Source organism: Microcystis wesenbergii NRERC-220 (genome assembly GCF_032027425.1).
GTDB classification, from domain to species: Bacteria; Cyanobacteriota; Cyanobacteriia; order Cyanobacteriales; family Microcystaceae; genus Microcystis; species Microcystis wesenbergii_A.
This window is the reverse complement of the sequence record NZ_JAVSJA010000001.1, coordinates 3,180,399-3,200,131: the sequence shown is the minus strand read 5'-3', so window position 1 is coordinate 3,200,131 and position 19,733 is coordinate 3,180,399. Positions and strand designations below refer to the sequence as shown.

Annotated in this window: 18 protein-coding genes and 1 pseudogene; 14 read left to right on the top strand and 5 right to left on the bottom strand. The window is 42.6% G+C overall.

Going from position 1 to position 19,733, the window contains the following annotated elements; all coding sequences use genetic code 11:
• Positions 1 to 56: 56 nt before the first annotated feature.
• Complete coding sequence (locus tag RAM70_RS15790; protein WP_312674562.1) at positions 57 to 3,461, top strand: Eco57I restriction-modification methylase domain-containing protein; 3,405 nt, start codon at positions 57 to 59, stop codon at positions 3,459 to 3,461.
• A gap of 681 nt (positions 3,462 to 4,142) precedes the next feature.
• On the top strand, positions 4,143 to 4,739 hold the full coding sequence (locus tag RAM70_RS15785) for a hypothetical protein (RefSeq protein WP_312674560.1): 597 nt from the start codon (positions 4,143 to 4,145) through the stop codon (positions 4,737 to 4,739).
• A gap of 23 nt (positions 4,740 to 4,762) precedes the next feature.
• Here RAM70_RS15785 and recA read toward each other — a convergent pair whose 3' ends face one another.
• Positions 4,763 to 5,830 carry a recombinase RecA gene (gene recA, locus RAM70_RS15780; RefSeq protein ID WP_045357411.1) on the bottom strand — a complete coding sequence of 356 codons (1,068 nt, stop codon included), beginning with the start codon at positions 5,828 to 5,830 and terminating at the stop codon, positions 4,763 to 4,765.
• 127 nt (positions 5,831 to 5,957) lie between these two features.
• Positions 5,958 to 6,911, bottom strand: coding sequence for an aldo/keto reductase (locus RAM70_RS15775; protein ID WP_045357409.1), 954 nt, complete (start codon positions 6,909 to 6,911; stop codon positions 5,958 to 5,960).
• 349 nt (positions 6,912 to 7,260) lie between these two features.
• Here RAM70_RS15775 and RAM70_RS15770 point away from each other — a divergent pair, with 349 nt between their 5' ends.
• From RAM70_RS15770 to RAM70_RS15760, 3 genes are all read left to right on the top strand, one after another.
• Positions 7,261 to 8,475 (top strand): pentapeptide repeat-containing protein, encoded by a 1,215-nt coding sequence (locus RAM70_RS15770; protein ID WP_242017365.1) that lies wholly within the window; start codon positions 7,261 to 7,263, stop codon positions 8,473 to 8,475.
• A 92-nt stretch (positions 8,476 to 8,567) separates the two neighbouring features.
• On the top strand, positions 8,568 to 9,236 hold the full coding sequence (locus RAM70_RS15765; RefSeq protein WP_045357478.1) for a phosphatase PAP2 family protein: 669 nt from the start codon (positions 8,568 to 8,570) through the stop codon (positions 9,234 to 9,236).
• Between the two features lie 110 nt (positions 9,237 to 9,346).
• Positions 9,347 to 10,345 (top strand): sulfurtransferase, encoded by a 999-nt coding sequence (locus tag RAM70_RS15760; protein WP_045357404.1) that lies wholly within the window; start codon positions 9,347 to 9,349, stop codon positions 10,343 to 10,345.
• 395 nt (positions 10,346 to 10,740) lie between these two features.
• Here RAM70_RS15760 and cpcA read toward each other — a convergent pair whose 3' ends face one another.
• Positions 10,741 to 11,232, bottom strand: coding sequence for a C-phycocyanin subunit alpha (gene cpcA / locus RAM70_RS15755; RefSeq protein WP_002732914.1), 492 nt, complete (start codon positions 11,230 to 11,232; stop codon positions 10,741 to 10,743).
• A gap of 55 nt (positions 11,233 to 11,287) precedes the next feature.
• Positions 11,288 to 11,806, bottom strand: a complete 519-nt coding sequence (gene cpcB, locus RAM70_RS15750) for a C-phycocyanin subunit beta (RefSeq protein ID WP_002733930.1) — start codon at positions 11,804 to 11,806, stop codon at positions 11,288 to 11,290.
• A gap of 671 nt (positions 11,807 to 12,477) precedes the next feature.
• Here cpcB and cysK point away from each other — a divergent pair.
• From cysK to RAM70_RS15710, 8 genes are all read left to right on the top strand, one after another.
• Positions 12,478 to 13,425, top strand: coding sequence for a cysteine synthase A (gene cysK / locus RAM70_RS15745; protein WP_190381422.1), 948 nt, complete (start codon positions 12,478 to 12,480; stop codon positions 13,423 to 13,425).
• Between the two features lie 15 nt (positions 13,426 to 13,440).
• Positions 13,441 to 13,575, top strand: a complete 135-nt coding sequence (locus RAM70_RS15740; RefSeq protein WP_112537333.1) for a PLP-dependent transferase — start codon at positions 13,441 to 13,443, stop codon at positions 13,573 to 13,575.
• A 76-nt stretch (positions 13,576 to 13,651) separates the two neighbouring features.
• Entirely contained in the window at positions 13,652 to 14,188 is a 537-nt protein-coding gene (locus tag RAM70_RS15735) for an MgtC/SapB family protein (protein WP_312674550.1), read from the top strand.
• Positions 14,189 to 14,404: 216 nt separating this feature from the next.
• Complete coding sequence (locus RAM70_RS15730) at positions 14,405 to 15,079, top strand: hypothetical protein (RefSeq protein WP_045357476.1); 675 nt, start codon at positions 14,405 to 14,407, stop codon at positions 15,077 to 15,079.
• Between the two features lie 158 nt (positions 15,080 to 15,237).
• On the top strand, positions 15,238 to 15,813 hold the full coding sequence (locus RAM70_RS15725; protein ID WP_045357397.1) for a Crp/Fnr family transcriptional regulator: 576 nt from the start codon (positions 15,238 to 15,240) through the stop codon (positions 15,811 to 15,813).
• 30 nt (positions 15,814 to 15,843) lie between these two features.
• Complete coding sequence (locus RAM70_RS15720) at positions 15,844 to 16,482, top strand: cadmium resistance transporter (protein ID WP_045357395.1); 639 nt, start codon at positions 15,844 to 15,846, stop codon at positions 16,480 to 16,482.
• Positions 16,483 to 16,488: 6 nt separating this feature from the next.
• A complete protein-coding gene (locus tag RAM70_RS15715) occupies positions 16,489 to 17,295 on the top strand; it encodes a prohibitin family protein (RefSeq protein ID WP_045357393.1) in 807 nt (268 codons plus the stop codon).
• Between the two features lie 71 nt (positions 17,296 to 17,366).
• On the top strand, positions 17,367 to 17,765 hold the full coding sequence (locus RAM70_RS15710; RefSeq protein WP_045357391.1) for a YidH family protein: 399 nt from the start codon (positions 17,367 to 17,369) through the stop codon (positions 17,763 to 17,765).
• 220 nt (positions 17,766 to 17,985) lie between these two features.
• Here RAM70_RS15710 and RAM70_RS15705 read toward each other — a convergent pair whose 3' ends face one another.
• A complete protein-coding gene (locus RAM70_RS15705) occupies positions 17,986 to 18,225 on the bottom strand; it encodes a hypothetical protein (RefSeq protein ID WP_287999621.1) in 240 nt (79 codons plus the stop codon).
• 237 nt (positions 18,226 to 18,462) lie between these two features.
• On the opposite strand from RAM70_RS15705, the pseudogene RAM70_RS15700 reads away from it, so the two are divergent.
• Positions 18,463 to 19,516: pseudogene (locus tag RAM70_RS15700) on the top strand (IS630 family transposase).
• Positions 19,517 to 19,733 lie beyond the last annotated feature (217 nt).

Below are 19,733 nucleotides of genomic sequence, written 5' to 3'. Positions count from 1 at the left end.
CTGATAACTGACTCCTAACCCTAACAACAATTTTTAATTTTTCCAAGAGGTCTAATATGTCCCTCAACTTCTCCCGGACTCGTGACTTATTATCTAACTTCCAATTTGGGGAACTGTTTATCGAGGAATTGGGATGGTCTCATCCTCGCGCAAAAAAAACTGTTAGTATCACCGTTGACAATCAAGAATATCCCTGTCAACGAATTGCGGAGGTGTCCGGAGTAGCAGTATTAGAGGTGACAACTACCGATATACCCGATGCGAAACTTCGTCGGGACATTCACCAGCAAGTTATCGAAAGAATTGCCGAAAATCTGCTAATTTTCGTCGATGGGGGACGGACGCGCAGTTTATGGTACTGGGTAAAAAGAGAGGGAAGTAAAAGTTATATCCGTGACCATCTTTATATAAAAGGACAACCGGGAGATTTATTTCTCGGTAAACTAGCGGAATTAGTCCTCGATATCACCGATTTTGAAGATGGGGAACCCTCCGTGGTGGAGGTGGCCCATCGCTTACAAAAAGGTTTCGATATCGAAAAGATTACCAAGAAATTTTATCAGGAATTTCAGCGAGAGCATTTACAGTTCCTCCCCTTTATCCAAGGAATCGATCGAGAAAGCGATCGAAAATGGTACACTTCCGTTATTCTCAATCGTTTAATGTTCGTCTATTTCCTGCAGCGCAAGGGATTTATCGATAACGACTTCAACTATCTGCAAAACCAATTACAAGCAAGTCAACGACGCGGGAAAAATTTATTTTATCGTCAGTTTCTGCAAACCCTCTTTTTCCAAGCATTCGCTAAACCGGAATCCCAACGAGATGAGACAGTAACTGCATTGGTGGGAAAAGTCAAATATCTTAACGGAGGATTATTTCTCCAACATCCCCTCGAAAATCTTTATCAAAACATTTGTATTGATGACCAAGCATTTGAGAATATCCTCGATTTATTCTCCCGTTACTCCTGGAATCTTGACGACACTCCGGGGGGAAGCGATGACGAAATTAACCCCGATGTTTTGGGATATATCTTTGAAAAGTATATCAACCAAAAAGCTTTCGGTGCTTACTATACCCGTCCGGAGATTACCGAATATCTCTGTGATAGGACGATTAATAAATGGATTGTCGAGAGAAGTAATCAACATTATCCCCGCAAACAATTTGCCAGTATTTCTGAACTACTAATTAATCTCGATTCTCCCCTCTGTCAGCTTCTGATTGAAGATATTCTTCCCCAGCTTTCTATTTTAGACCCTGCCTGTGGTTCCGGTGCTTTTTTAGTGGCTGCGATGAAGACATTAATCGGAATTTATAGCGCGGTGATTGGGACAATTGAACTACGGGGAGACAGTAAATTAAAACAGTGGTTAACAGAGGTAAGAAAATCCCATCCCTCTCTCGGATATTACATCAAAAAAAGAATTATTTCCGATAATCTCTATGGTGTCGATATCATGGAGGAAGCAACGGAAATCGCGAAACTGCGTTTATTTCTCGCTTTAGTTGCTGCCGCACAATCGGTGACAGAATTGGAACCCTTACCGAATATTGATTTTAATATCATGTCGGGAAATTCCCTCATCGGTTTAATTCGCGTGGACGAAAAAAGTTTTAATCTCATGGGAGAGGAAAACATTCTGCAAACCCTCACCGCGCAAAATTATCAGACAATTCTCGCGGAAAAAAACCGCAGTATTGAATTATACAAAGAACACGCTTTTCGGTTGGGAGAAGTAGAGGGAACCCCCCAAGAAAACCGTCTCCAGATGTTACGCAATCACATCGAGGATGTCAACCGCGAATCGGTGCAGAAATTAAACCAAATTCTCTTAGATGAGTTTAGCGGTAAGTTGTCAATTAAGTACGAATCCGCACAATTAACGGGAAAAGCAAAGAAACGTTTATTAACTCTCTCTGATATGCAGTCCCTGAAACCCTTTCACTGGGGTTATCACTTCGATAAACTGATTACAGAAAAAGGTGGTTTTGATGTGATTATCACCAATCCCCCTTGGGAAGTCTTTAAACCGCAAGCGAAAGAATTTTTTTCTCAGCATAGCGACTTGGTGACTAAAAATAAAATGGACATCAAGACGTTTGAAAAGGAACAAAAAAAACTGTTAACTAATCCCGAAATCGCTCAAGCATGGTTAGAATATCAAAGTCAATACCCCCACGTTAGTCTCTATTTTCGTTCCTCGGAACAATATAAAAATCAAATCTCTATTGTCAATGGTAAAAAGCAAGGGACGGATATTAATCTCTATAAGCTTTTTGTTGAACAATGTTTTAATCTTCTCCATCCCCAGGGAGAATGTGGAATAGTTATTCCCAGTGGAATTTATACCGATTTAGGAACCAAGCAACTGCGGGAAATGTTATTTTCTCAGACAAACGTGACAGGATTATTTTGTTTTGAAAATCGTAAAGAAATTTTTGAAAATGTCCATAGAAGTTTTAAGATTGCTATCTTAACTTTTGAGAAAAATAAACAAACTCTTTCCTTTCCTGTAGAGTTTATGCGTCACGATGTTGAGGAATTACAACGTTTTCCCCATAAAGATAGTTTAGTAATTAGCGTCGATTTAATCCGCAAACTATCCCCCGATTCCCTCTCGGTAATGGAATTTAAACAAGATATAGATATTCATATCGCTGAAAAAATGTCTCGTTTTCCCCTGCTAGGGGAAACCCTTCCCGATACATGGAATCTCAAGTTAACTCGCGAATTTGATATGACTAATGATAGTCATTTATTTAAAACTGAACCCGCAAAGGGAAGACTACCCCTCTACGAAGGAAAAATGATTCATCAATTCACCCATCGGTATGCTTTACCGAAATACTGGTTAGATGAAAAGGAAGCAAGACAAGCTTTATTAAAACGCGGTGAAGTCGATAAAGGTCAAATCTTGGACTATCAAACCTATCGTTTAGGATTTCGGTCAATTGCTAGAAATACTGATATTAGAACATTAATAGTAGGGACAATTCCTAAAAATGTTTTCTGTGGCAATTCTATTTTAGTATCTTCAGACATTTCGTCTAACACCGAATTAATATTTTTAGAAGCAATTTTAAATTCACTAATTATTGATTTTTGTGCTAGACAAAAAGTATCTGCTAATATTAATATGTTCTACATCTACCAGCTACCTATCCCCCGACTAAAAGAGGGAGATAAATACTTTCAGGAGATAGTAGAAAATGCAGCAAAATTGATTTGTACTACAGAAGAATTTGAGCAATTAGCGAAAGAAGTGGGGATAGGTTCCCATAAAAATGGAGTAACAGAAGAAGCAGAAAGAATGGCAATTAGAGCGAAATTAGATGCAATAGTCGCCCACTTGTATGAATTAACCTTAACAGAATTTCAACATATATTAACTACCTTTCCCCTCGTCCCCGAAAGCGTCAAAACTGCCACCCTCAAAGCTTATCAAACCCTGTAGGGGAATTAGGAAGTGGGGAAATTGAACTAAAACCCCAAAACCCCCAACGGGTAGGGTTGATTCATGAATTAACCCTACAATGAATCAACTCCATATATTAACTACCTTTCCCCTCGTCCCCGAAAGCGTTAAAATTGCCCCCCTCAAAGCTTATCAAACCCTGTAGGGGAATTAGGAAGTGGGGAAATTGAACTAAAACCCCATAAACCCCCAACGGGTAGGGTTGATTCATGAATCAACCCTACAATGAATCAACTCCATATATTAACTACCTTTCCCCTCGTCCCCGAAAGCGTTAAAATTGCCCCCCTGAAAGCTTATCAAACCCTCTAAGGGAATTAGGAAGTGGGGAAATTGAACTAAAACCCCAAAACCCCCAACGGGTAGGGTTGATTCATGAATCAACCCTACAATGAATCAACTCTCTCCGAGAAACCCGTTTTCTGTACGTTACTCAAAAAACCCACTCCCCTATACTTTTTAAACAGGATTTGTTATAATTAGTTTATAATTTTTAGAGATGTTTAATAAACTGAAAAATACCATCTAATAACTAATATAGCGTTTCCTAAGCTAGTGAGGTACACCTATTTTTCTTCCCTTTTGCCTTTTGCCTCTTGCCTTTTGCCTAAAACCCATAACTTTTGTACCTCAGCAGACTGAAAAACGCTATAACTGATTATGTTAATTGGTAAATATTTAACCCTAGAGGAATTATCTACCTGTTCCCAAACCTATCAAAAGTATGCATCCCAAATCGATCCCTATCCAAAAAATCCTGAAACGATAACCGCGTGGCAGAATCTCGCTCACTTTATTATCGATCCAATTATTGATAATTTTGGTCGAGAAAGATTCCAATTAACCTATGGATTTTGTTCTAATGATCTGAGAAAACTTCTCCAAAAAAAAGACCCGATCACCGGCTTAAAAAACGGGAGAATCGATCCCAGTCGCGATCAACATTGCGGCCACGAAATTAATCAAAAAAGTCAATATTATTGTCAGCGATTGGGGGCAGCCTGTGATTTTCGGATTATCGACTTAACTAGCGATCGCCTGATAGATTGGATTTTAAACCAAAAATTACCCTTTGACTCTCTCTATTTTTACGGAATTAATCGCCCGATTCATATCAGCTACGGACCGCAACATAAACGAGATTTATGGACTTTTACCCCTAAAGGAACACCGACCAAAAAAGGTTTACAATCATGGTTAGAAGCGGCGAAATCTATCGATTCTGAAACAAAAAAATCCCCCGAAATAGGGGGATAACCAAGACCTAAAACCCTCTTCTTTTAGATTTCTGGTTCCTGTTCGTCCTCATCGTCCTCATCGGCCGGTTCCGTGGGGAAAGGAACCGAACCCATATCTAATTTATCCCGCAATAACTTCTCAATTTCCGCCGCTACTTCTGACTTTTCTTCGAGATATTTAACGGCATTATCGCGACCCTGGGCAATATTTTCGCCATTATAGCTATACCATGCCCCTTTACGAGTAACCACGTTAGTTTGTTCGGCCATATCCAGCATACAACCCACTTGGGAAATGCCTTTACCGAAGATAATATCAAATTCAGCAATCCGGAAAGGAGGCGCGACTTTATTTTTAGCCACCTTAACTTTAGCCCGAATTCCGTATTCTCCTTCCGTGCCTTTTTTCAAAGTTTGAATGCGACGGATATCTAAACGTACCGAGGCATAAAATTTTAAGGCCGTTCCTCCGGTGGTCACTTCAGGATTGCCGTAGGTGACACCGATTTTTTGCCGCAGTTGGTTGAGGAAAATCACCACACAACCGGATTTACCAATATTACCGGCAATTTTTCGCAGGGCTTTACTCATCAAACGGGCCTGTAAACCCACCTGATTATCCCCCATTTCCCCTTCAATTTCCGCCCGCGGCACTAAAGCGGCCACCGAGTCGATGACGACGATATCCACGGCCGAAGAACGCACTAACTGGTCAACTATTTCTAAGGCAGCCTCCCCCGTATCCGGTTGTGCCACCAGTAAATTATTGATATCTACCCCTAAATCTTCCGAATAGGTGGGATCTAAAGCGTGTTCCGCATCGACAAAGGCCGCCACTCCCCCAGCTTTCTGCACTTCTGCGATCGCATGGAGGGCTAAAGTGGTTTTGCCGGAACTTTCCGGCCCGTAAATTTCGACGATGCGGCCCTTCGGTAAACCGCCACCCAAAGCCATATCTAGGGTTAAAGCACCACTAGGCACGGTTTCCACCCGCATGCGGGTGGCGTCTCCCAAACGCATGATCGAACCCTTGCCAAAGTTGCGTTCGATTTGATTTAAGACTAAACCCAAGGCTTTATCTCGATCGGGATTACTTGTCATTGTCGCCATTAATTTTGTCCCCAGTTTTCTTAAGTAGTACAGGAGTATGCAAAGATTGTAGCCTGTTTTGATCTTGATCCCCAAGAAGTTAGAGACTTTTTCCAGAATGGTGATCAAAAATCAAAACTGTTGATTTTTACAGCCAAGGCCGGCTCATCTGTTCTAATTGCGTCACCTCTTGCGCTTCTAAACTCCATCCTAAGGCCCCGGCATTTTCGATCGCTTGGTCGGCAGTTTTGGCCCCCGGAATGGGAATCACATCTCCTTGGGCGATTAACCAATTGAGGGCGACTTGTGCGGGGGTTTTTTGGTATTTTGCGCCCAATTCTTGCAGTACCCTTAAAATTGGGGCTATTTTCTCCAAACCTTCTTTTTTGAACCGCGAGTCATTTTTCCTGGCTCCATCGGGCAAATTCTGGCTTTCTGGGCTATATTTACCCGTCAGTAGTCCTTGAGCGAGGGGGCTGTAGGCGAGGATGGTGACACCCAATTCCTTGGCCGTGGCTAAAATTGCCTTAGTTTCTATTTTGCGATACAAAAGCGAATACTGCACCTGATTGACCGCTAAGGGAACCTCTTTTTTCGCCAAAATCTGGCTTGCTTGACGCATTTGCTCGGCGGAATAATTACTTACGCCCACGGAACCAATGCGGCCGCGTTTTACTTCTTCCCCTAGGGCATTGATCAGGGTTTCTTGGCTAATCAGGAAGGTGAAGGGCCAATGTACCTGATAAAGAGCCATTTTATCGGTTTTTAGACGGTTTAAGCTGTCGGTAATGGCATTATGCACCGCATTCGCCCCAAAACGCCACGGTACGGGGGCAAACTTGCTGGCAATATCGATGGGAATATCTGTCTCTTGGGTAAATTTTCCTAAGAGTCGTTCCGATTCTCCTAGTCCATAGACTTCGGCAGTGTCAAAAAAGGTGATTCCTGCCTCTACTGCCGCTTTAAAGGCCGCTTCTACCTGATTAGCTCCGTATTCCTTGCCATAGTTCCAGAATATTTTATCTCCCCATGCCCATGTCCCGATGCCCAAGGCACTGACGGCAATTCCTGTTTGTCCGAGATTAGCGGTTTGTCTAGTCATATTCTCTATAAAGGTGACAATTTTCCAGTTTTTTGATGATCTTATCCCATTTTTCTTTATTCGTAGCCCTCACCCCCCCTTTGCCTCATCTCCACCAGCAATTTAAGTAGGGAGGCACAATTATTTGTAGGATGGGTTAGCGGTAGCGTAACATGAGCGGGCGTTGGGTTTCATGCTTCAACCCAACCTACGTTCATCTTATATTTAATTCCACCCACCCACTTAAATACGCGGGCAGCTGATTTAAAATAGCTTAATTAAGAAAATATAAAAAAATATAATTAATAATTGTCTATGGATTATGAATTACATTAATCACTCAACCCCAAAACACATCTCCGTAATTTCTATGAGAGCAAGTGAGATACTAGATTTATATGCCAAGGGCAAACGCAATTTTACAGGAGTAAACTTAAAAGGACAGTGTTTTCGCAGAAAGGATTTATCGGGGGCTAATTTTAGTGAAGCGGATATCCGTGGCACTAATTTTCAAGGGGCTATTTTAGAGGGAACTAAATTTACACAGGCCAAAGCAGGATTACAAAAACGCGGCCATCTACAATTAATCTTAATTTCTTGGTTAATAGCGGCTATCTGCGGTTTTTTCTGGGGATTAGTGGGTTATTATCTAGCTTTAATGCTGGTGACAAATGTAACCGGATTTAAAATCATTGCTGCGCTGATCATCACGATTTTATCACTAATTTACGGAATATTTTATCGTCAGCGAGTTGGGGGATTGCCCTTAGTCTTATCCTTGATTTCTGGTCAAACAATCAGTTTTATCCTAGCAATTTTAATCAGCTTAACTTTAAGTTTATTAACAGTAATTATCTTGGTTTTTCAAGCAGCATTCGCAGCGGTAGCTGTAGTTAATTTAACTTTGCCTATAGCTTTAATTGTTGGTATTTTTGGAACTTGTTTCACCGCTTATCTGGCCTGGTTATCCCTAGAAGAATCGAGAGAAACGATCACGAAATCCCTGGCCATTGCTTTTTTAGCCAGTAAAGGCACAAATTTTGGGGGGGCAAATCTCAAAGAAGCTGATTTCACGGCAGCGCAGTTAAAAGCCACTGATTTAAGGGCAAAAGATTTCACTAGAACTCGATTTTATCTGGTATCGGGCATCGAGCGAGCGCGCTGGGAAAAGACAATTCTGGCCGATACTGCTACCCGAAATCTTCTCGTTACCGGTCAAGGGGAAAATAAAACTTATATTGGCTATAATTTTCGCGGACTAAATCTTTACAGAGTTAACCTCAAAAATGCCAACCTCACCAGAGCAAATTTCAGCGAGGCAAATTTAGCCCAGGCTAATCTAGAAGGGGCGAATTTAGCCCATACTAACGTGATGAGAGCCAATTTACAGGGAGCCACCCTAACGGGCGCTTGTATCGAAGCTTGGAAAATCGCCGAAAATACCAATTTAGAAGGGGTTGATTGTGATTATATCTATTTGGTCGAGTCCGAGCGAGAGCGACGTCCTTGCCAGGGCAAATTTGCGGCAGGGGAATTCCGGCAATTGGCGCTGGAGCAGCGAAAATTGTATATTAACGAAACCTAGTAATTTTGACCGGAGATTTCCCTAATATTACTGATTCTTTACCTAAAATGTCGGATGAATGCCCCCGTTATCCTTGTCGCCACTTTTTACCCGTGATTCCCAAAACTTACTTAAACAATAGCTTAATTTTCTTGGCTATCTTGTTAACATCGCTAACTTTTACGGATTTAGCGATCGCTATTGACCAGCATCCCCAAGGATTTGCTTGGGAAAAATCGCTGCTGCTATCTATTCATCAAACCGCTAATTTAAACCTAAATTTTTTGGCCATAAAACTAACGGGATTAGGCACTTATTGGGGAGTGGCTCCGATACTAACAATTTCACTGCTGATTTTTGCCCTAAAAAAATACTGGTATGGGTTCGCTTATCTCCTTGTAACCATGGCGGGAGGTTGGGCTATTAGTTATAATCTCAAGATTCTTTTTCATCGGAATCGCCCGCAATTTTGGCAGTTATTTTATCCCTTACCCGATGATTTTGCCTTCCCTAGCGGTCATGCTCTATTTAGTTCCCTGTTAGTGGTTTCTTTACTGATCCTATCTTGGAGAAAGCGCTGGTTTTTAGGGGTAGTTTTACTGGGGATTCCCTTCCTCTTGGTTATTGCTTGGACCCGTCTTTATTTAGGAGTTCACTTTCCTAGTGATATCCTTGCCTCTTGGCTTTTAGCGAGTGCTTGGTCCCTCCTAGTTCATCTCTGGTGGCAACAGTTATTAAAGACACCCAAGGCGATCAACACCCAAGAGGAAATTAATAATTAGTTGATCGACTTGCTGCCAAAAAAAATATCACGTTATACCTAAATTTTTGGAGAAAGCTAATCAAAGCCCTATAGTGATTATCGTTTGATATTCGTCGCTGACACTGAATCATGAAACCAAAACTGCGTCAAGGGAAGGGTCTATCCCTGGGACGGTTTCAAAGCCGTCCCCTTACTTTTTTCACTTTAGTTCTTCTGTGCATTTTAACCTTTACCTTAGCACCGTCATCGCCCCTGATGGCCACGTCTAAATCTGAGACTAAGATAGACTTTGTATCGCCGGCGTGGGTAGCACAAAATCTCAACGATCCGAAGTTAAAAATTCTCGATGTGCGGATTAATCCTTTGGAATATATCACCGGTCATTTACCGAAAGCGGTGAATATAGCCGATAATAATTTTCGTGGTCCAAACGGATTTTTACCGGTTCAATATTGGCAAGAGGATAAAATTGGCAGTCTCTTTGCCGCCGCGGGAATCACTAATGGCGATCGAGTGGTAGTATATTCCGATGGTCGCGATGTCTTGGGGGCAACCATGGTCGCCTATTTACTAGAGCGATCAGGTTTCCGAGATGTTGCCGTCTTAGATGGGGGTTTTAAGGGTTATAAGGGTTCCGAACAGAAGGTAACTAAAGAATTCCCTAAATATCAACCCGGGAGCTTTACTGTCCGTGATAATCCCTCGATTCGGGTAAATTTAGCAGAAGTAGAGAAATTGATCGGCAAACCGGATGTGGTTTTTATCGATCCTAGACCGGAAGAACTTTTTCAGGGGAAACAGGATATCTGGCTGAGAAATGGTCATATTCCGGGGGCGAAAAATATACCCTGGCCGACCTTTACGGAGGCGAATAATCCGGATGAATCCCTGAAAAATCCCCATAAATTGAAATCTTTAGACGAAATCAGGAAGATTCTTGCCCAACGCAACATCAAGCCCTCGGATAATATTATCGTCAGTTGCAGTACCGGACGGGAAGCGACTTTACAGTATGTTGTCCTCAAACATCTGCTCGGTTATCCCAAGGTGCGAATTTACGAAGGTTCTTGGACAGAGTACAGTACCACAGAGCTGCCCGTCGCTACCGGGCCAGAAAAAGCGGTCTAAAATCAAGTTTCTCGGTCTATACTCGTTGTGTTTAACCATCTTGCCCAAGATGGTTTTTTTGTTAGGGTCGGTTCCCGACGACGACCAAGTTAGGGTTTGCTGAATAAATCTAAAAATCTTGTTGGATAAGGTTTTTAGACTTTTTTTCTCTCAAAAATTGCCGACCATTGGAGTGATTGGGGGGAAAATTCAGGTACTTTTTCCCTGAAAATTAGGTAGTTGACCACCTGAAAATCGATAAAACCCCACACCCCACACCCCACACCCCACACCCTGCCACCACCGAAAAACTTTTTCAGCAAGCCCTAAGTTAGACGGACGCAAAAAAACCTCGGCGCTCATCCCGAGGTGAATTTAGGAGATTTGAGCTTATGTTGACGTGAAGTTGACGGGAATTAGCTAAGGGCGTTGATCACATAGTCAATGTAGGAATTAGCTTCTACAGCAGCATCCCCACTTAATCCGTGATTGGTTTTGATGTATTTTAAGGCTTCGATATACCAACTAGGAGATAGTTCAAAGGCACTATTAATTTCACTCAAACCGGCGACTAGATATTCATCGATCGGGCCTGTACCCCCTACCACGAGGGCATAGGTGATAATTCGGATATAGTAGCCGATATCGCGAACGCACTTGGATTTCCCCCGCTCATCGTAGGCATAGTTCGGCCCCTGGAGTTGGGTGGTGTAGGGAAATTTTTGATAGACAGCGTTGGCTGCTTCTTGGGCTAAACTGGGGGCTTTTTGGGCGAGGATTTTTACCGCTTCTAGGGTGATGGCGGCTTGACGGAAACGACCGAAGGCTACTTGTAATTCTGCACTGCTGAGAAAACGGCCTTGGGAATCGGCAGTAGCCACCGCTTCGGTTAAAGGTGTTTTGGTCATCGATGGAATTGCTCCTACAAAAGTTTAATCGGATTGAGATAAGAAAGTCACAGCATCAGGAAACTGCCGCCGCCGCTCGATCGAAGTAAGAAGCGACTTCTGCTAGTAAAGAACTGCAATCCCCGCGAGTGATCCCGTTGGGATCGGCCGCTAGGGCAAGGGAAGCGTCTTTGAGCTTGAGAATTCCAGCCGCAACAGAAGCCCCCGGAACTCCCAGGGCGACGTAGGTTTCCCGGAGACCGTTCAAGGCGCGATCATCGAGGATGCTGGCATCGCCGGTGAAGGTGGCATAGGTAACGTAGCGCAGGATAATTTCCAAATCCCGCAAGCAGGCGGCGGCACGACGGTTTGTATAGGCGTTGCCACCGGGGGCAACTAAAACGGGCTGTTCTGAAAACAAACTACGCGCGGCATCGGTAACGATCGCAGAAGAATTACTGGAAAGACGATTGACCACATCGACCCGTTTATTACCATCTTTGACGAAGGCAATTAGGGCATTGACTTGATTCTCGCTCAGGTATTCCCCCCGGGTATCGGCCTGGGAAACGACTTTGGCAAAGGCATCTAACACCATAGTTTTCATCTCCTATAATGATGATTGGTTTCGGCAAAATATCGAGGTTGATTTCTCTGGCTTTTCTTTATTTTTTCCGATAAAGTATCTAGGAGTTTTTTTCTTGGGACTATACTATCGTCCTTGAAAAAAGTTTTACTCTCCCTTGGCCAGATTTTTTTGTATATCGAGGAACAATTCTTGTTAATTGAATTTAGCGTTGATAGGCGCTTCCAGACATACTTCGTTTTTGCCATGAATTATTTTATAGAGCATATTTACACCTTTATTTATTAAAAATTGTTTCCTAAAAAAACAGCAAAAAAATAATTTTTTAGGATAAATCTCAGAAAACTTTATTAAATGTGTAAACCTATACCAAGAAAAAGTATCGCTCTTTTCATCTCTCTAATAATTCCTTTAAGTTATTTAAAGAGATGTGCTTTTATATACTAATAATAGTTAACTAAATTAAGAGAAATTTCCCAAGATGATTTTATCGATTGTGCTTCGATATACCAAAAAAACTAGCAAGGCAAAAAAATCGACAGGGATAATCCCCGCCGACGTTGTGATCAGAGGTGCCAACACCAGCATTTCGCAGTGTACTCCGACCTAAAAAGTATTGTAAAACATTTAAAATACATATATAATCAAAAATAGCCAACAAGTATAAAGCAAGTGGGATTATGCCGATCGCAAGAGACATCACCCAATTGGTAGGACGGACTCCCCTAGTCCAACTGAATCGAATCCCAGTGGCAGAGGGAGTAAAAGCCCGCATCGTCGTCAAACTGGAAAGTATGAACCCCGCCGCCTCGGTTAAAGATCGCATCGGGGTCAGTATGGTGGAGGACGCGGAAGCCGCCGGACTAATTCACCCCGATAAAACAATTCTGGTGGAACCCACTTCCGGCAATACCGGCATCGCCCTGGCCATGGTGGCGGCGGCCAAAGGCTATCGCCTAGTCCTGACTATGCCCGAAACCATGAGTTTAGAACGACGGGCGATGTTAAAAGCTTACGGGGCGCAATTAGAATTAACCCCGGGTAGCCAAGGCATGAAAGGAGCGATCGCCCGGGCCGAGGAAATAGTCGAAAACATCCCCAACGCCTATAGTTTGCAACAGTTCCGCAACCCGGCCAACCCGAAAATTCACCGAGAAACCACTGCCGAAGAAATCTGGACCGATACCGATGGTCTGGTAGATATCGTTATCGGTGGCGTGGGAACTGGGGGAACCATTACCGGTATTGCCGAAACCATTAAACCCCGTCGTCCCCAATTTCAAGCGATCGCAGTTGAACCCTCTAATAGTCCCGTCTTATCGGGAGGACCCCCAGGACCGCACAAAATCCAAGGCATCGGGGCCGGTTTTATCCCAGCCATTTTCCGACCGGAATTAATCGATGAGGTGATTATCGTCGATGATACAGACGCTTTCGCCTACGCGCGACGGTTAGCTCGTCAGGAGGGACTACTATCGGGCATCTCGGCCGGGGCCGCTTTATGGGCGGCGATTCAGGTGGGCAAAAGACCCGAAAACGAAGATAAATTAATCGTCATGATTCAGCCTAGTTTTGGGGAACGTTACCTCAGCACGGCCCTGTTTAAAGACCTCGAAGATATCGACTAATAGGACAATAAATTGATGGAATTTGCAACGAGGGCGATTCATGGGGGACAAGAACCAGACTCTAGCCATGGGGCGGTAACGGTTCCCATTGATCTCACTTCCACCTATAACACCAGCTTTACTACGATTATCGATCGGGATCGAGAATAGGAACGATTTAAAGCGGCATCTGGAAAAGGCCTTGATTGGTTAGGCGAAGTTTTTATCTCATTTGTTAGGTTAAGCAATGTTTTTTGACTCGGAAGATTGGCAAACGATTATTTTTCGGCTGAGTATGGCTATGGCCGTCGGCTGTCTGATTGGTTATAACCGACAGCGAGGCGGTCGTCCTGCTGGATTGAGAACTTTTATGATCGTTAGTCTCGGAGCTGCCATGTTTGTCATGATTCCCCTACAAGCGGAGGGAGATGTGGGTTATGCGTCTTCTAATGCTCTCAGTCGTACTATTCAAGGGATCGCTTCTGGTGTCGGTTTTTTAGGCGCGGGAATCATCCTACAACAATCCCATCGGGAACTAAATAAGATACAAGTAAAAGGCTTGACTTCGGCGGCGACTATCTGGTTAGCGGCAGGATTAGGCGCGGCTTCTGGCTGCGGTTTATGGCAGATGGTTCTCGTGGGAACTTTTTTTACTCTCTGCACTTTAAGTGGCATTAAACGACTGAAGAAAAAACAACCTTTAGCCAAATATATTAAAGGTCGGAAGAAAATATCTCGGATCAATCAAGAAATAGACTCATCGGATAATTCAGCATCTCATTAATAAAAAAGCGATAAAAATTAATTTTTATCAAAAGAGCAAAAGCTTTTCTATAATAGTTTTTAGCTCAAAAAGCTTCTATTTTGCCTGCAATTTATTGGTTAAAAAATATAATAAATTTTTTATAAAATTTTTTGTAAATAAATAACAAATAAATATTTTATGTGATAGCATTTAGATGAAGTAACCACTTTTTTGAATATGGAAGAAAATCCGAATATGATCAACCGAAATAAGAGCTTTCAAAGCCTCAAAAATCAAGTTTTCCGGCTGCTGATTTTCCTCTTAACTGTCACTTTGCTCCTCGGGGGAAGGGGAAATGCGATCGCCTTGCCCCTTCTCCCTGAACAGTTGGCCGTCATCGACCGTGCCACGGCAACGGGTGGCACCGTGGTGGAACCAGTTAAGAAAAAAAATGAGGTTTCTAGCCCAAAAATTCTGGAAGATGCCCAAATTGCCTATGAAAAAGCCATCCAAGCGACAAAATCGGCTATCGATGACCTAAAGGCTCAACTAGCCGCTCCTTCTCTCGACAAGAAGATTATCGAAGCTCAACAGGATAACCTAGAGGACTTAGCGGATAATATTGACGATCTAGGGGAAAAAGTGAGTAAATTGACGAAAAAATTGACCAAATCCGGGGCTAAACTCAGTGAAACCCTGCAAAACAACCTTATTACCCTAGAAAATAGCCTTGTTAATACCTCCGAGACGATCGATATCTTAGCCGACGACACCGAACGACTCAAAGACAGTGCTTCCCCTTTCCTGAAAACTCGCGTGGAAAAGACCATCGACGCGGTTAAACAGACTCTACAGGAAAGCGATCGAGCTTGGCAAGAACTGATCTCCTCGGCCACAACGGAACTGGAGAAGACTAACACCCCGAAATAAATAGGGCTTGCAATGCCATAAAATCGGTCTTTTTTGGGGTAATTATCGTTTTTACCCCAAAATTCTCAAATCCGATCCCTAATCGCTGTATCCCGTCTCCTGTCTCCTGTCTCGGAGTCTCGACTAGGAAATTAATTTTGCACGACTACTTACCAATCATGACGCTTACCTATCAACCACCAACCCCCCATCGCTGGCACTTTGATAATCGGGCAATTTTGCCCCTCAGAAACCCTAATTTCTGGAAAATCGAGAGTGGAGTCGTAAAAACCTCCACCTGGTTAGAAGATGGAACCCTGATCGTCTTGGGATTGTGGGGACCTGGCAATTTTGTTGGCAAAACCCTAGAGAGAGTCAATCCCTATCAAGTTGAGTGCATCACTCCTGTGCAAGCAGTTTCCTTTTCCACAGTTGAGAGTTATCAAATGGCAGAAATTCTGCTGTCTCATCTTCAGCAAGCACAAGAACTAAGTATTATTCGTAGCTACAAACGTACTGATATTATGGTTGTGAAATTACTGGCATGGTTAGGCAATCAATTTGGTAAACAAACCGGTACCGGACAATTAATTGATGTGCGTCTAACTCATCAGGATATCGCTGACTTATTAGGAACCACTAGAGTCACAATTACCCGCGCACTTAATCATCTTGAACAACAGGGGGCCGTGGAACGTCTTCCCGTCCATCGTCTTCTTTTACGAGAGGAGGAAATCTGGCACTACGAGATTTAGAATGGGAAGGATTATCTCTTTTTTCAATCTATGAATTGGTTAGTAGCCCTTTTAATTACTAGCGTGACGAGTTTTGTAGCCACAAATCTTGATGATCTGATGGTGCTAATGTTGTTTTTCTCGCGACTTAATGCTAATTTTCGACCTCGACACCTGATTGTTGGTCAATACCTCGGTTTCACCCTCATTCTCCTAGCTAGTTCCCTCGGTTTACTATTTGGGTTACTGGTTTCTAAAGAATGGATTGGTCTATTAGGATTTATTCCTTTGATTATCGGCATTAAACAACTTTTGTCAAGGGAAAATGAGGATTACATTCAAGAAGTAAGAGAAGATGTTAATTATTCTAAAAATCGCTCCTTTCTTCCTCGTTTTCCCTCCCAAACCTATTACGTTGCCGCCGTGACCGTGGCTAATGGTGGTGATAATATTGGTATCTATACCTCTCTTTTTGCCAATAATTCCCCGATGCACGTCTTAATTATCATGATAGTTTTTTATCTCATGATGGGGATTTGGTGCGTCCTAGCCTATTTTTTGATTACCCATCCCAGGATAGCTAAAGTGGTTACAAACTACGGACATAAAATTAGTCCTTTTATCTATATTGTTCTAGGGATTTATATCTTAATTGACAGCCGATCCTATCGTTTATTTTTAATGTCTTAAGCAAGAATGCCTAAAAATCGCCTTTTATCTAGACCCAGTAATATCTTTTTTTTGTTATTAATCTTGGCGATTATTTTTAATCCTTTCGTGATTGTCAATGCAGGAGAAAGAGGAGTTTTAATGGTCTTTGGTCAAGTACAGGAGAAAATACTTAATGAGGGCATTCACGGGATTATTCCCGTTGTTAACACGGTGAAAAAACTAAGTGTGAGAATCCAAAAACAACAGATAGCGGCCGAAGCTTCCTCCAAAGACCTACAGGAAGTATTTACAGATGTGGCCCTGAATTGGCATATTTTAGCATCAGAAGTTAATAATATTTTTCAACAAATTGGCGATGAAGCGGCTGTCATTGAACGAGTGATCGATCCAGCAGTGGAGGAAATTCTCAAGGCAGTTATGGCTAAATATACCGCCGAAGAATTAATTACTAAACGGGAGGAGGTGAAAGGAGAAGTAGATATTCGTTTGAGCGAAAGACTGAAAAATTATCATATCGGTGTCGATGATATTTCTTTGGTTCATGTCAACTTCTCCGATCGCTTTACCGATGCGGTGGAAGCCAAACAAATTGCCGAACAGGAGGCCAAAAAAGCCGGTTTTATGGTGCTGAAAGCTCTGAAAGAATCGGAAGTAAAAATCAATCTGGCTAAGGGAGAGGCGGCAGCTCATCGCATTCTCCAAGATTCCTTAAGTCCAGAAGTTTTACAGAACAAAGCGATCGAAAGATGGGACGGTAAACTTCCCCTATTTATGGATGATAATCTGCTTAAGTCCCTTGAATTGGTTAAAGATAAGCGAAAAACTAGATGATAAAAACAATTTATTAAAACCATAAGAAAGAATACTTGATTTTATTGAACTTCCCAGCGAGGAACTCCTCTATGCTGTTTAAATCCCGAAAGACAAAGCAGAAATTTAACCCCGATTACTGGCGAGATCATTCGGCCAACGAACGCACCTATCTGTCTTGGATGCGCGCTTCCATCGCTTTGATGGGTTTTGGTCTGGTCATTTTGCGTTTACGGACAGTATCTTCGCCATCTCTAGGACTGGGTTGGTTGTTGGGTTTTGTCTTCGCTATGGTGGGATTATTAACCGTTGTCATCGCCACGCGCCGGTATTTTCTCATCCGGCGAGCGATCGATAGTAATAGCTACGAACCTGCTCAAGTCTGGATTATTTGCTTTAGTATAGCGATCGCTGGTCTCGGATCAGGAATTCTCTATTTTGTCGCCACCAGTCCCGATAGCGGTGGAGTGGAAAGTATCGGTTTCGATTAAAACCCCATCCCGCTCCGGCCGCGGATGGGGAGAAAATTGCTCGATACAGGCGGTAAAATCCAGATAAGTAGCTGGTTATAATTAAATTAAAAATGGATTTTGCCTTTAATCCCCCCTTGATCCCCCCTTGATAAGGTAGGGTTGATTCATGAATCAACCCTACCCTTGATAAGGGGGGTGTCTGATAATTTTTAACGCCTACCTACTTAACTACTTAGAATTACCCATTTTCCGACCTTTCCCACGAAGGGGCAAAAGGTGGACAAATTAAAGGACAAGCGCGCCAATGACTGTGAACAGGGACTCCCAAGCGTTGACAATAGCCATTTCCTCTCCCCTGAAACCTATAAAACCGACAGTAACGACAGGTGGAGGAACAACTGACAACTTTGGGGAGAGGATTTCCCGTGGTTTCGATCGCTGTTAGTTTTGGGGATAGGGTGGAAATGGTGTCTAGCAAGGAAGTCTCCAAGGCTAACGGGGTTCACTAGCGACTTTTACCGTACCTAGTCACAAATTATGTCACAGTCGCCCGTCGTCTGGGAGTATAACGATTGACACGCTCCTAAAAAATTGAGAAAATCCCTTGCTGCCAGACCTATTCCACCACAACACGCTTAGAAAAGCACCAACTCATACCAAATTTCAAAAACTATGGCCTACTTATAGAAAAGATGATTAAGTGGATAAATTGGCGATGCCGGTCGTACCCAAAATTGATATTGTTGAGTCAGTAGAAGATTTAAAAGAATTAATGAAACAACAAAAAAGTAGTTTAGCCTACGCTAAAGTACAGTCCTTATATTTTTTGAAGATGGGGGAGGTAGAGACGGTTCGCCATTTAGCGGTATTAATGGGACGAGGGGAAAGAACAATCCATCCCTGGTTAAGTTTATACCGAAAAGGAGGAATCGAGCGATTATTATCCCAAGGAAACCCCCCAGGAAGACCGAAAAAGATTTCGGTAGAAGAAGTGGCTCTTTGACAAAACGAATTAAAAGACCCAGTGGGTTTTACCAGCTATAAAGAGATTTATTTTTGGCTCTCGGTCGTTCGAGAAATTTCCGTTAGCTATACAACAGTTTATCGTCTCGTTAGACAGGAATTAGGAAGCTCAATTAAAAGTACCTAGACCACGAAATTCGAGACAATTACCCGGCGAAGTAGATGAGTTTAAAGCGAACTTATCTAAACGACTAAAAGCTCTACTAGAAAGGGAAAGCGAGAAAGTAAAGCGTTACGAGAAAGTAAGTTTTTGCTGCGAGGATGAAAGGAGATTTGGTGGTCACACTATGGCTCGGAATAAAATAACTCTTTTCGGAGTTAAGCCCATTGGTAATTTTCAAGATAACTTCCAATGCTTTTGGCTGTCCGGGGCTGTAGAGCCTCGACAGGGCAGAAGCTTCTTCTCTGAATTCTCCCATTTAGAGGGCGATTGTTTCGGAGAATATCTATGACAACGCAAGCTTTTCCCAATGAATTACATATTTTACAAGTAGATAACGCTCCTGCACATATTGCGGGACACTTAGAAATTCCCGACAATATTATCTGGTTTTATCAACCTTCTTGTTGTCCTGAAGTTAACCCCGCAACAGAGAGTTTGGCTGTACCTGAAAAATTCTCTGGCATGGGAAACTTTTGAATCTCTTGATGCTTTAAGAGATAAACTCGATGCTCTTTTAAATCGTTTATCCAATGACACTATCGGTTATTTAACGGGTTGGTCTTGGATTTTAGAAGCTCTATAAACCTCTTGCAAAAGTCAAAAAGTAATCAATCCTGATGCTGAAAGCATCTATTCTTCTTTCTGTTGCCTGTTGCCTGTTGCCTGTTGCCTGACTTCTGCAAGAAGTCTTATGTCTGTCAGGAATTTAGAAATTTGGTATTAGGATATGGAGCGCGGCGCGGGTTTGTCCATGTTGATATGAGGAACGGTTCGGGATGGCGAAGCGGTGGCGAAAAAGG